Below are 12,454 nucleotides of genomic sequence, written 5' to 3' on the forward strand. Positions count from 1 at the left end.
CCCCGGTGACCCGGCGACGCTGAAGCCGTGACCATCACCATCGAGACGACACCCGTCGACGAGACCGGCCGCCTCGTGCACGCCGAAGACGCCACCGCACAGCTGTGCCTGGCCTTCGCGCGGCTCGAGTCGGCACTCGCCGCGCGCGGGCTCGGTGCGTCGGCGATCACCGGCCTGCTGGTGCGCACCTGCACCCCCGCCGACCCGTCCGATCTCGCCGATCTCGTCGAGGAATGGCTCGACGGCGCCCCGGTGCCCGTCGACCTGGTCGGCGTCGCGCACCTCGCGCTGCCGGGCATGCTCGTCGAACTCAGCGCACAGGTGCCGTTCACCCACTCCGATCCCGATCCGAAGGACCGACCATGAACCCCACCACCACCGACCTGTCCGCGCTGCGCGACCTGGACACCGTCCTGTTCCCGGACGACCCCGGCTACCCGGCGAGCTGCGTGCCGTGGAATGTCGCGATCACCCAGCGCCCCGCCGCCGTCGCGGTGCCGCGCTCGGCCGACGACGTCGTCGCGCTCGTGCGCGCCGCGACCGCCCTCGGCCTGCGCATCGCCCCGCAGAGCACCGGGCACGCGGCCGCCGCGCTCACCGACGTGACCTTCGACGATGTGGTGCTGGTGCGCCTGCACGAACTCACCGGCGTCACCGTCGACCCCGCAGCCCGCGTCGCGCGCGTCACCGGCGGCACGCTCTGGCGCGAGGTGATCGCGGCGACCGCGCCGCACGGACTCACCGCCCTGCACGGCAGTGCCGGTGATGTGGCGGCGGTCGGCTACCTGCTCGGTGGCGGTCTGTCGTTCTACGGCCGCGAATACGGGCTGGCCGCGTCGGCCGTGCGCGCGATCGAGCTGGTGACCGCCGACGGCGTCCTCGTGCGGGCGACCGCCGAGGACAACCCCGACCTGTTCTGGGCGCTGCGTGGCGGCGGCGGCAATTTCGGCATCGTCGTCGCGATCGAGATCGCGTTGCTCGAGCTGGCCGACGTGTTCGCGGGCATGCTGCTGTGGGATATCGAGCACGCCCCCGAAGTGCTTGCCACCTGGGCGGATTGGACGCGGTCGGTCCCGGAGTCGGTCACCACCGCGGTGCGGCTCATGCGGTTCCCGCCGCTGCCGGAACTCCCGCCGTTCCTGGCGGGCCGCAGTCTGGTGGTGATCGACAGCGCCGTCCTCGAATCCGACGAGCGCGCCGCCGAACTCCTCGCCCCGCTGCGGGCCCTGTCCCCCGAACTCGACACCTTCGGCCGTATCCCCGCCGCCGCGCTGCTCGACGTGCACATGGACCCGCCCGGCCCCACCCCCGCGATCAGCGACCACGCGCTGCTCACCGAACTCCCGCAGGCGGCCGTCGCCGCCCTGCTCGCGGTGGCCGGGCCCGGCGTGCAGACCCCGCTCATGTTCGCCGAACTGCGCCACCTCGGCGGTGCGCTCGCCCGGCACCACGACGCGGCGCTGTCGCGTCTCGCCGGCGAATACGCCCTGTTCGCGGTGTCGCCCGCGCCGACACCGGAGCTGTTCGCCCTCGGCGACACCGTCACCTCGGGCATCGTCGCGGCGCTGCGCCCGTGGGCGGGCGGTGCGTCGTTCCCCAACTTCGCCGACCGCCCGATCGACACGGCCACCGCCTTCACTCCCGCCGAATGGCAACGCCTGCAACAGCTTCGCGACATCTACGACCCGGCGCGGGTCTGGGTCGCCGCGCACGCGGTCGGCGGACGCTGAGACCTGCCGGTGATGTCGCGCGAACGAGGGGTTCGCACGACATCACCGGGCGTATCCTGGGCTTACCGTCGGTGCGGGGTGAGGCTCGGGGGTTTGCGATGGGTGAAAGTACCGCGCTCAGTGTGTATTTGCGGGAGCGCCGGATGGCCGCGGGCCTGGCCCGCACCGAGCTCGCCGCGCGTGCGCAGATGGCGCCGCTGTTGATCAGCCAGATCGAGTCGGGCGCTCTGGTGCCGAATACGACCATGCTGCAACGGCTCTTCGACTCCCTCGATGTACCGATCTGGTATCGCAAGCACATCCTCGTGCTCGGCCTGCCCGCCGTCGACAACGGCGCGCCGCCGCTGACCCCGTCGGCCGAGGACCTGGCCGACCTGGCCAGCCTCACCCACCCGGCCTGTTTCCAGCGTTTCCCCACGATGGATCTGCTCGCCGCGAACGCCGAATATCAGCGCCTGTTCCCCGGTCTCGGTGCCGGCGCCAACGCACTGGAGTGGATGTTCCTCGATCCGGTGGCCAAGAAGGTGTTCATCGACTGGACCACCGAAGCGCAGCTGCTGGTGCACGCCTTCCGCATGCTGGCGCCGCTGGCGCCCAAGCAGCGCGTCACCGCGATCATCGAGGCGTGCGACAAATCGCCGGACTGGGACCCGATCTGGACCAGCGAGGTCCGCCCACAGGACATCGCCCGCCGCCACCTGCGGGTGCGCGAACGCAGCACCGGTCTCGAACGCCGGATGCTGCTGCGGATCTACGACCCGGCCTTCCCCACGCGACCGTGGTGGCTCTACCGCCTGATCCCCACCCGCTGAAACGCCGAAAGACCGCCGCGGCGACGAGCACCGCGGCGGTCCGGCACGCGTGTGGACTAGGTGGTCGGCAGCGGCTTCACATCGCCCGAACCGGAGTTCAGCAGGTTCGACAGACCGGTGACGAAGTTCGAGGAACCGGTGACCGGCTCGTCGGCGACGGCGGTCGGCAGCGGCTTCACATCGCCCGAACCGCTCTCGATCAGCCTCGACAGACCGGTCACGAAGTTCGAGGAACCGGTGACCGGCTCGTCGGCAGATGCGACACCGGTGCCGCCGAGAACGATGCCGGCCGCGATGGCGACAAGGCCGAGGGTACGCATCTTGCGCATGATTCTCTCCTGAGTTTTCTGTCGCCGAACCGGAACAGGTCGGCGCGAATATGTTTAGCAGGTCAGATGTTCAGGTACATACGTGTCCGTGAACACATATTGAACAAACGGCTACCAGTGAATGCCGGCAAGGGCAGCTGAACAGCAGATACCGACAGTCGATTTGACCTGTCTCACATCGACACCCCGAGTGAATTACATTCGCCGCGAAAGAAACCCTGGCCGGGACCATCCCAGCGCGGTACCGAAACGCGCGATGCCCACCGGATTTCCGGCGGGCATCGGCGCGCAGCGGCTCAGATCGAGAACAGCTGGGTGGCCGCGGAAATCAGCGTGCTCAGCAAGTCCGCGAAACCGAGCAGCTCGGCGGAACCGGAATCGGCGATGATGGCGTTGTTCACATTCTCTCCTTCGGATGTATAACGAATTCCTATCACAGGAGAATTACAGCCACCACCACCACGGTGAACGTGACGGAAACTCGGAGTGACACTCTGCGCGCCGTCCGGTGTCACTTCCAGTGAGCCACCACTCCGCGACGCCCCCGACGAACCGCCGGTCCGCCGCTCGAGCAGGGTGGTCAGGCGCCGATGCGGAAACGGTTCCGATACTCGGTCGGCGTCGTATCCAGCCGCCGCCGAAAGGCCCGCGTCAGCGTGTCGACGGTATTGAAACCACAAGTGGCGGCGACCCGTTGGAGCGTGTCGTCGGTCGTCTCCAACCGATGCCGGGCCACCTCCACCCGCGCCGACTCGATATACGCCGCGGGCGTCATACCGAGTTCGGTGCGGAAGATCCGCGTGAGTTGCCGTTCGCTCACATGCGCCTGTGCCGCGAGTTCGGTGACGGTGAGGTGCTTCGCGATATTCCCGGTGATGAAATGCCGCAGATCGTCGATGCGCCGCGTGGTCGACACCGGCTCCAGCGAAACACTGAATTGGCTTTGCCCGCTTGGTCTTTTGAGATACATCACCAGCTGACGCGCCACCCGCAGCGCGGCCTCGTCGCCGAAATCGTCGGCCACCAGCGCCAGCGTCAGATCCAGGCACGCGGTGAGCCCCGCGCCCGTCCAGATATCGCCGTCGCGAATATAGATCGGATCCGCGTCCACTTCGATCGACGGATGCTCGGCCGCGAGCTGCTGCGCGGTGGACCAGTGCGTGGTCGCCCGCCGCCCGTCGAGCAGCCCCGCCGCGGCCAGAATGTGCGCCCCGACGCACACCGAGGCCACGCGCCGGGCATCCTTCGCCATCAGTGTCACCGCGGCCACCGCCGCCGGATCCACCAGCGCGCGCACCCGCCCGCCGTCGCTCTCCACCGCCCCCGGCACCACCACGGTATCGATCCGCCGTGCCGCGACCTCGGCGAACGTCACGTCCGGCAACACCCGCACCCCCGCGGAGGTCACCACCGGCGCCATCGTCTCCGCCGCCAGCACCACCTGGTACCCGGTCGGCTCCCCCATCTCCCGCGCCAACAGCGAGAACACCTCGGGCGGCCCGGTCACATCGAGCAGGTCGACCCGATCGAACAGCACGATCACCACCAGCCGATCCGCCACCGCACCTCCGCCCTCCATGTCTGAATCTGCAGGTTACATGACATTGCCGACATCCCACCCCGCTCCCTAGCGTGGAAATCACTCCCCGACGGAAAGGCTTCACCGATGGCTTCGCCCACCCTGCGCCAGCTCAACGGCTTCGACGAGACACCCGCCAGCCTGGCCGACTCCACCCTGATCCTGGTCGACTACCAGAACACCTACACCCAGGGCATCATGGAACTCCCCGGCTGGCAACCCGCCCTCGACGCGGCCACCGAATTGCTCACCAAGGCAAGAGAATCCGGAGCCACGGTCATCCACGTCATCAACGACGGCGGCGTCGGCACCCCCTACGACATCACCGCCGACATCGGCCGGATCCACCCCGCCGTAGCACCCACCCCCGACGAGAAAGTCATCGTCAAAACAGTCCCCAACGCCTTCGTCGACACCGACCTCGGCGCCGCGATCGACGCCGCCGGCCACAAATCCGTAGTCATCGCCGGCTTCATGACCCACATGTGCGTCACCTTCACCACCGAAGGCGCCTTCCTCCGCGGCAACACCCCCACCGTCGTCGCCGACGCCTGCGCCACGCGCGCCCTCGGCAATGTCACCGCGGCACAACTCCACGACAGCGCCCTCGCCACCATCGCCGACCTCTACGCCGTCGTCGTCCCCACCGCAGCCGATCTCACGCAGTAGCCCACCAACGCGAAAACGGCCCACACCCCGGTGTGGAGTGTGGGCCGTTTCGGCTCAGCGCAAGCTTTGGTGGCTAGTTGGGCGGGTAGCTACCGCCGGTGCCGAACAGGTCGCGGTAGATCCAGAACACCGCGCCGTCCTCGGCGATGAAGGTTGTCGCACCATTCAGGCCCGACTCGCTCAGCGTGTCCTGCGGGGGCTCGCCGGGGCCCGGAACACCCGGATCGGGAAGAACGCCGCGCCTGATGAGGTACGTCTCTTCGCCGGCTACCGCGTTGCTCGGAACCTCCCAGTAGGTGTCCCACGCGAGTGGGGTCTCGGAAGAACCCCCGCCCGGAACACCCACGATTCCGCCCAGGAACGGGCGGGACAGCACGGGCTTGGCCTGCCGCGGCACACGGATCGTGGTCCACGCGGTATTCGAGTTCACCCGGAGGCGAATCAACTTCGACATTTTCGTCTACCTTTCAACTGCTGGAGATGGCGTCAGGCGATCCGCACATAGGTGCTCGCGCCGCCGGAAACCGTTGCTTGCCAAGCGCTCTGAACGGTGCTGAACACCTCGAGCGTCACCGTGTCGGCAGGACTCACCGATGCGGTTCCGGTCACGGTCATCGTGCCGCTGGTCCCCGTCACCACGGCACCAATGGCCACTACGGTGCCGGTGACGACCAACCTCGCTTGATAGTTTCCCGACATCGACCCGCCTGCGAACACCACCGCGGCGGACAGCTGCGCACCGCCGTCGCTCGATTGCGGGCGCAACCCGTCGCCGGAGACCACCGATCCCGGGTAGGCGGTGGTGTCCGCCGTCCAGGCCGCGACGGTCGCCCAGGTATTGGCCGCACCCATCGGGCTGTTGCCGTTCTTGGTCATTCCTGAGGGCAGTACAGCATTGGCCCCCGCGAAGATATGGGGCATGACCTAGCCCTCCCCGGCCGAGCCGGCGGTGTCCACCGTTTCCGGCTCGGCCGGAGCCTCCGGCTCGACAGGCGTCTCGGGAACCGGCTCCGGATCAGGCGCAGGTTCGTCAGCCGCTCCGGGGTAGCCGGCTGCCGCGCTCTTCCAGTAGGGCGTGCCGTCGGGGCTCTCCGGTTCCGGCTGAGTTTCGAGCGGCTCCCACACCAGGATGGGGCCGCCGAGGAACATCGTGGGCATTACGCGGTCACCCCCGCCAGACTCGCCTGCAGACCACGACCGGCCGGGCTGTCCGCGGTGGTGATCTGCACGACGATCCGATCGCCGGCGACGAAATTCCAGGTCCCGGTGATACTGGTGTCGATCGCATGACCGGCTGCGGCGATTGTGGCCGCGGTGCCGGGGACGGCGACGCCGTTCTTCCGCAGTTCGACGACGAGGTTGCCGGTGCCCGCCGTCTCACCACGGTAGGTGATTTTCGAGACCGTCAGCGGGCGCTCGATCCGAAGGCCTTCGGGCAGAGTGTTCCCCGCTCCTGCGGTCCGAACACCGATGTGCGACTTGAACGCGATGTCATAGGCCTGGCCCGCCGCGGTCGGTGTGCGCGCATTCGTCAACCGAGAATCGGTGTCGGCCACCGCATGGACCACGGCGCGAACGGCGGCCTCGTCCGCGGCGGCCAACAGGGCACCGACGGTCGCGCTGGTACCGGTCAGCTGGCCGATCGGGTGAGTATGCGAGATCGGCGTACGCGCGTTGGTGAGCCGTGGGTCGTCACCGGCGACGGCAGTCGTCGCCGTATCGCCGATGGCCGGGGGGAACGTCGCGGGCTTGCCCGAAATGCCGCTCCAGAGCGTGGTGCCCGCGGGGCCGCGCACGACGATGCCCTGACCGTTCGGAGTCCAGCCGCCGACCGCCCGGTAGATGTAGAGCAGCCCATCGGATTTGACGATGTACTGGCTGCCATCCGGCGGCGACGACGGCAGCTGCGCATAGGACTCGGCCTGTCCGTCGATCTGAATCCCATGGCCGGCCGGCCCGACGACGACGGCGTTGCCCGCCGACATCGGCACCGGTGCCGCGAGTGTCAGGTCGACCAGGCCGGTGGAACCGGTGTCGGGGTTTTCCGGATCCGGACCCGGCATGTACTTAGGGACCTGGAAACTGAACGGGTCCAGCGGGATTCGTTCGCCGTCGTACGACAGGTCGAAGGACACTCGCCAGGTCCACTCCGCCGGGTTGGTGGCGGGACCAGGCGCGACCAGGCGCACACCTCGCTTGCCACGCCACGTCAGATAGCCGAACTCGTCGAGCTGGCATTCGTAGTGCTGGGGCAGTTGAACATAGGTGGCCGGTGCCGGCTGTGCGTCGCGTACCAGGATCTTGGGCGCGTCGGCGATGAAGGTGATGGTGCCGCTGAGCGGCGGAAACTCGGGCAAGTCCCCGAGGTCGGGCCCGTCGATCACGTTGGCGAGGAATCGACCGACGACCTTGCCGTACTCGAGCGGAGGCAGATCAGCCATGGCTCTATACCTTTCGAGATGATTGTGGCGGGCCGTGTCACGCCGGCAGCGCACGAACCTGCAGATGGGAATAGTTGCCGTTCACCGTGTAGCTGCCGCTACCCGCCACGCGGGACACCACGACGTACAGGGTGACGGTTTGGTTGGCCGGGACGATTCCGAATTGGGCCCCGGGCTCGACGGGATAGGCGAAACCCGGCGAGATCAGGACGTGTGCCATCCGCGACTCCCAGTGGCCCCAGCCCTGGGCGACCACCTCGCCGTCCGGCGCGCCGATGCGTACGGTCACATCGCAGCGCGTCGGTGAATTCGACGAGACGCCGACCGCGCCCTCGATCCAGGGTCGCCACTCGGTCGGCTGCGCCGGAATCGTGATGGCCGCCAGCACCTTGGAATCCTCTTTGAGATTCTGCGCGGTGAGGAACTGGTTGTTGCCGATGGTCCAGGGACCCCGCAGGCGGGGCGACGGGATCGGCCGGAACTTCTCGGTAGCGGCATCGAAACCGAGCACATATCCCTGGCCGAGCGGATTCTCCTCGGTGACCGAGACGTCGGAGGCATCCGCGATGCGGCCTGCTTCTCCGGGATCGCCCTGCTGGCCCTGGGCGCCACGGGGAAAGGTGATCTCCAGCTGCTGGTTCGGCGCCGTGCCCAGAATCCGAGCCGATGCCGTGGAGCCGGTCGGACCCGCGATCCCGACACCGGTCAGGACATTCACCGGACCCCGGCGTCCCGGGCGCCGGAACGCGTCGGCGAAGGTGATGAACTCCGTACCGGTCCAGTAGTAGATCGCGTTGTCTTCCACCACGCGCCAAGCCTTGCGCGCATCGGCGGTGGTCAACCCGAGCGCGGACAGCGCCGCGGCATCGGCGACATCACCCTGCCACGCCCACGGCCATGCCGCGGCGCCCTCGGGACCGGGTGCGCCGGCGGGACCTTCGCGCAGTTCGATCAGAACCTCACGGTCGACGATTTCGACCGGATTCACCGTGTAGGGCAGGCCGACCGAGTCCGCCACGCCACGCATGGTGATCATGACGTCCTGATCGAACGCGGTTGTCACTTCCTCGTTGCTCACAGCACCCCCACGGGTCGGGCCGTGCACACGATCTGCGCGTCGGCCATCTGGTAGTCGTAGTTCGCCGACCCGGCGCCGCGCCGCACCACCACATACAGGGTGGTTGCCTGGCCCGCCGGGATGACGCCCACCGTGCTGGACGGGGTCACATTGCGAGTCGCCAGATGCGGCTGGAACCGTGCCCGGGTGTGTGCACCGGTGACGAATCCGGTACCGAGAGCGACGATCTGCCCCGAGGCCGATCCGATCCGGACTTCGGCGTCGATCCGGGTGGAGAACTCATTGGAGTTTTCGTGCGGCCGAACGACCACACCGCCGGTGATCATCGGACGCCACGCGCTGTCCTGCGCGGGGACCTGCAGCTGAGCCACTACGATCGAGGCGGCCGATACCCCCGACTGCGAGGGCGCGAATCCCGGGCCGTCGTCCCATGCCCGGTCCTCGACGATGGTCCACGGACCCCGCAGGCCCGGGTAGGGCTGCCCCGACCACTTGTTCGTCACAGCGCTCCAGACGGGCACCGCCTTGTCCGGATGCGCACCGTCGGCATAGTCCGCGGCCTGGCGGATCGGCCCTGGCCCACCGTCGGGACCTTTGAGTCCTTCGACGCCGCGCGGCACGACGATCTCCAGCACCAGATCGGGTGCCGTGCCGCTCACGGTCACCTGCAGGTCCGAACCCACCGGACCCGTCGTCACGCTGCCGATGGTCACCGAACACGATGCACCATCCGACCCGAGGGCACCGAACGCATCGGGGAACGTATCCAGCCCCGTCCCGTTCCAGTACGCGAGAGCACCGGTCGACAAGACCCGCCAAGCCTTGCCGGCATGGGGTCTGCCCAGCTTTTCGACAAGGGCTGTCAGCGCCGCCTGGTCGGCGATATCGCCTTCCCAACGGAAGGGACGCGCGGCCTCGCCTTGCGGGCCCTGCGGTCCGACGGCGCCGGTCGTCAATTCGAGGCTGCCGTCTCGCGGAGTTCCATGGAGCGCCTGCACGAGGCCGGCCGCACCGATCCCCTCGTCCAGTCCCCGAATCACGGTGGCGTCGAAATAGTTTCCTACCGAGGTCATTTCATCTCATTCCGTGGGCTCGGCAAACGCGATGAGCGAGGCGCGAGTCGGGGTGAATCCGATCTTGTCGGAGCTGGGCCCGGTGCCGATCCGCTCGACGGACACGACCAGGCTGCCCGGCTGACCGGCTGGAACGGTGGCGAAGTCCGAGGACGGCGAAAGAACACGGGCGGTGGTGCCGTCCCGCAGGCACGGGAACACCGGAAGGTACATCCACGCACCGGGCGATCCGACCGCGAACGCGGTGCCGGTCGCGACGATCGGGCCCTGTGAACTGCCGAGGCGAACCGTGAGTTCGGCGGCCTGACTCGTCGTGTTCGAATGCACGGGAATATGGCCGTAGACCAGCGGGCGCCACCGGAACGGCTGCGCCGGGATGGTGAAAGTGCCGCCGTCGACGCGGCTGGCCGCGACGATCTGTTCCGCGGGGAAGTCTTCCTGGTACCAACCCCACGGACCCGCACCCAATGGCGCCGGCATGGAACGGAACCGCCGGGACGCGCGGTCGTAGGCGAAGACGCCACCGTGACTGGGGCCGTTGGTTTCCTCGTAGTCATCGGCTTGGGTGATCGTTCCCGAATCACCGGGTGGACCGACCAGCCCGCGCAGACCTGCCGGGACCGTGGCCCGAATCTGCTGGTCGGCCGAACTGCCGAGGAACTCCAGCGCGGGCTCGGTCAACGTCGGCTCGTTGCTGGTTCCGACTACGGTCAGAACGTTGGCCGGAGCCGCGGGGCCGACCGGCCCCACCGCGTCCACCGAGTGCACCCAGCCATCGCCGACCCACACGTCCATGCCGTTGTCGTCGAGGCGGTGCCACCAGTTGCCCCTGTCTTCAGGGCCCAGGCCGGCAGGTCGGGCTGCGCTGTTCGCCAACACGCCCATCTTGCGGAACGCCGTCCGTGGCCGTCCTCGGTCGCCGGCCACCCCGGCCGGGCCGCCGGGCAGTGGCAGATCCGCCACCTCGGGGGCCAGCTCGACTTCCGCGTTCAGCAGTGGCAGCCCGTCGATATCCAGCTGGCGACGGGCACGCAGCCGCGCGGGAAAACTGATGTCTCCCATTGAATTCTCCTTTCGGTTTCGGACTGCCTCAGAAGATGAGCAGGTCCAAGTCCGCGCCCACGTCCGTCGACAGGTCCTTGATCGCCGAAGCCACGCGGCCCAGCCGCTGCCACGCCTTCACGACCGAGTCCTCTTCGTCGGAGCCGTCGCCGACGGTGATCTGCCAGGTCGCCGGCGTTTCGCGGTCATCGGTAAAGGTCAGTTCGGTGACGAAATCCGTGAAGACCGTCTGCCCCATGGCGAAGCCGATCTGGTCGCCGAGGCCGAAATCGCGGCCGATCAAATAGGGAGCGTTGTCCTGGATCGTCACCTTGTGGCTGGTATAGCCGCGGGTCAGGTGCAGGCCCTGGCGCGCGGCGACGAAACCGTCGAGCGTGAAGGCCTTGTCACTGCCGGTGATGTACAACTCGCGGAAGGCATACGGTCCGGCCTTGCGGACGCGCTCCATATCCCGGTAGACCATCCAGGCCAGGAACACGTCGTCGAGCTGGCCGCGGTAGAGCCAGTCCATGCCGATCAAGGACAGCAGCGCCTTGATCGCCATCTCGATGCCGGCGTTGACCCATCCCGGCGACCGACCACCCACGATGATGTCGGTCGCGGTGGGCTTGTGCAGCGCCACCTCGGAGGCGCCGATCCCGGAGTACTCGCCTTCGAAGTACCACACCCAGGGCAGATTCCGCATGGTGCCGAACTTGCCCGGCGTCCCGTAGACCGCTTCGTACTCCGTGGTGGAGTCGAACTTCGGATACCGCATGGGCGTAGTGCCGTCGTCGGCGAATTCCTCGAACCACGAGACGATTCCGTCCAGCAAAGTACCGGTCGGCCCGGTGACACCCGATTTGTCCACGGTCTCGAGGACGACGGTCGGTTTGTCCAGGTAGTACCACTCGGGCGCAGGCTGTTCGTCTTCACCGGGCAGGAAGAACCGTGCCGTCAGCATGACGCCGGAATCCTCCAGCATCGGCTGGAACAGCTTGTCGGCCATGTCGAATCGGGCCGAGGCGGCGCTCCACCGGCTCGTATCGGTTCGCGGGTCGACCGGGACGACCGCGATCGGGAACGTCGTATTCCCCTGCAATCGCATCAGATTCATCGTGAGATAGGTCGTCACCAGTGTCCGGACCGGACCGAACAGGATGTGGTGGCGCGGGAACTGGGCCAGCACCGGCGCGAACGGGCTGGCCCAGCAGCAGATGGTGGAGATGTGGTTCCAGGCGTGGATCGCCTCGATGTCCACCGTCTCGACCCCGTTGTCGTCCCGGACGATCGACGCCTTGGTGATGTAACCGTCCCACCGAAAACCCCTGGTGTTCACGGTGATCGGCAGGGTCGCGTCGGCGTGATTGCCGAACAGGTGGTCGAAGTGCACCATGTCGCGCGGGCAGATCATCTTCAACCCGCCGGCCGAGTTCCGCGGAAAGCTCACCTGCAACGACAGGTAGCTCCGCTCCTCCCCCACCTCCTGCATGTCCTTGTCCCAGTACCGGACCAGAACCTCTTGATCCCGAGCATTGTCCTGCTCGACCCGGAACATCTCATCCATCCGCCGCGATTCCGCATGCGGGTCCCAAACACCCATCCTCCACCACCTTTCCTTGATTTGGGCATAAAAAAAACCTCAACTCATTCGAGTTGAGGTTTGAATCCGAAGCTCCGCCAGATGCCGAACAGACCCTTC

General features: G+C 67.6%; 14 protein-coding genes. 4 read left to right on the plus strand and 10 right to left on the minus strand.

The features are described from left to right. Positions 1-27 precede the first annotated feature (27 nt). From EL493_RS02290 to EL493_RS02300, 3 genes are all read left to right on the plus strand, one after another. On the plus strand, positions 28-366 hold the full coding sequence (locus tag EL493_RS02290; RefSeq protein WP_019049836.1) for a Rid family hydrolase: 339 nt from the start codon (positions 28-30) through the stop codon (positions 364-366). Further along, on the plus strand, positions 363-1,730 hold the full coding sequence (locus EL493_RS02295; protein WP_019049837.1) for an FAD-binding oxidoreductase: 1,368 nt from the start codon (positions 363-365) through the stop codon (positions 1,728-1,730). The genes EL493_RS02290 and EL493_RS02295 overlap by 4 nt, the downstream gene beginning before the upstream one ends. Before the next feature lie 98 nt (positions 1,731-1,828). Then, positions 1,829-2,542, plus strand: a complete 714-nt coding sequence (locus tag EL493_RS02300; protein WP_019049838.1) for a helix-turn-helix domain-containing protein — start codon at positions 1,829-1,831, stop codon at positions 2,540-2,542. 56 nt (positions 2,543-2,598) lie between these two features. Here the strand turns inward: EL493_RS02300 and EL493_RS02305 are convergent, their stop codons facing one another. After that, positions 2,599-2,871 carry a hypothetical protein gene (locus EL493_RS02305; RefSeq protein ID WP_019049839.1) on the minus strand — a complete coding sequence of 91 codons (273 nt, stop codon included), beginning with the start codon at positions 2,869-2,871 and terminating at the stop codon, positions 2,599-2,601. A gap of 580 nt (positions 2,872-3,451) precedes the next feature. Further along, positions 3,452-4,432 carry a GlxA family transcriptional regulator gene (locus tag EL493_RS02310; RefSeq protein ID WP_232017271.1) on the minus strand — a complete coding sequence of 327 codons (981 nt, stop codon included), beginning with the start codon at positions 4,430-4,432 and terminating at the stop codon, positions 3,452-3,454. Positions 4,433-4,537: 105 nt separating this feature from the next. On the opposite strand from EL493_RS02310, the gene EL493_RS02315 reads away from it, so the two are divergent. Beyond that, positions 4,538-5,119: a cysteine hydrolase family protein gene (locus EL493_RS02315; RefSeq protein ID WP_019049842.1), complete on the plus strand. Its 582-nt coding sequence runs from the start codon at positions 4,538-4,540 to the stop codon at positions 5,117-5,119. A gap of 73 nt (positions 5,120-5,192) precedes the next feature. Here the strand turns inward: EL493_RS02315 and EL493_RS02320 are convergent, their stop codons facing one another. From EL493_RS02320 to EL493_RS02355, 8 genes are all read right to left on the minus strand, one after another. Continuing rightward, positions 5,193-5,573, minus strand: a complete 381-nt coding sequence (locus EL493_RS02320) for a hypothetical protein (protein ID WP_022566672.1) — start codon at positions 5,571-5,573, stop codon at positions 5,193-5,195. Between the two features lie 32 nt (positions 5,574-5,605). Continuing rightward, the gene (locus EL493_RS02325; RefSeq protein WP_019049844.1) at positions 5,606-5,995 is read right to left on the minus strand and encodes a hypothetical protein; all 390 of its coding nucleotides are present in this window, start codon (positions 5,993-5,995) and stop codon (positions 5,606-5,608) included. A gap of 48 nt (positions 5,996-6,043) precedes the next feature. After that, the gene (locus EL493_RS02330) at positions 6,044-6,277 is read right to left on the minus strand and encodes a hypothetical protein (RefSeq protein WP_019049845.1); all 234 of its coding nucleotides are present in this window, start codon (positions 6,275-6,277) and stop codon (positions 6,044-6,046) included. Further along, complete coding sequence (locus tag EL493_RS02335) at positions 6,277-7,614, minus strand: hypothetical protein (protein ID WP_126405525.1); 1,338 nt, start codon at positions 7,612-7,614, stop codon at positions 6,277-6,279. Before EL493_RS02335 ends, EL493_RS02330 begins: the two co-directional genes overlap by 1 nt. Next, complete coding sequence (locus EL493_RS02340) at positions 7,598-8,638, minus strand: hypothetical protein (RefSeq protein ID WP_019049848.1); 1,041 nt, start codon at positions 8,636-8,638, stop codon at positions 7,598-7,600. Before EL493_RS02340 ends, EL493_RS02335 begins: the two co-directional genes overlap by 17 nt. Next, positions 8,635-9,594: a hypothetical protein gene (locus tag EL493_RS02345; protein WP_126405527.1), complete on the minus strand. Its 960-nt coding sequence runs from the start codon at positions 9,592-9,594 to the stop codon at positions 8,635-8,637. Before EL493_RS02345 ends, EL493_RS02340 begins: the two co-directional genes overlap by 4 nt. A 123-nt stretch (positions 9,595-9,717) precedes the next feature. Next, positions 9,718-10,773 carry a hypothetical protein gene (locus tag EL493_RS02350; protein WP_019049850.1) on the minus strand — a complete coding sequence of 352 codons (1,056 nt, stop codon included), beginning with the start codon at positions 10,771-10,773 and terminating at the stop codon, positions 9,718-9,720. Between the two features lie 28 nt (positions 10,774-10,801). Further along, entirely contained in the window at positions 10,802-12,319 is a 1,518-nt protein-coding gene (locus EL493_RS02355) for a Gp37-like protein (RefSeq protein WP_019049851.1), read from the minus strand. Between the last annotated feature and the right edge of the window lie 135 nt (positions 12,320-12,454).

Origin of the sequence: Nocardia asteroides, assembly GCF_900637185.1 — a bacterium.
Taxonomy (GTDB): Bacteria; Actinomycetota; Actinomycetes; order Mycobacteriales; family Mycobacteriaceae; genus Nocardia; species Nocardia asteroides.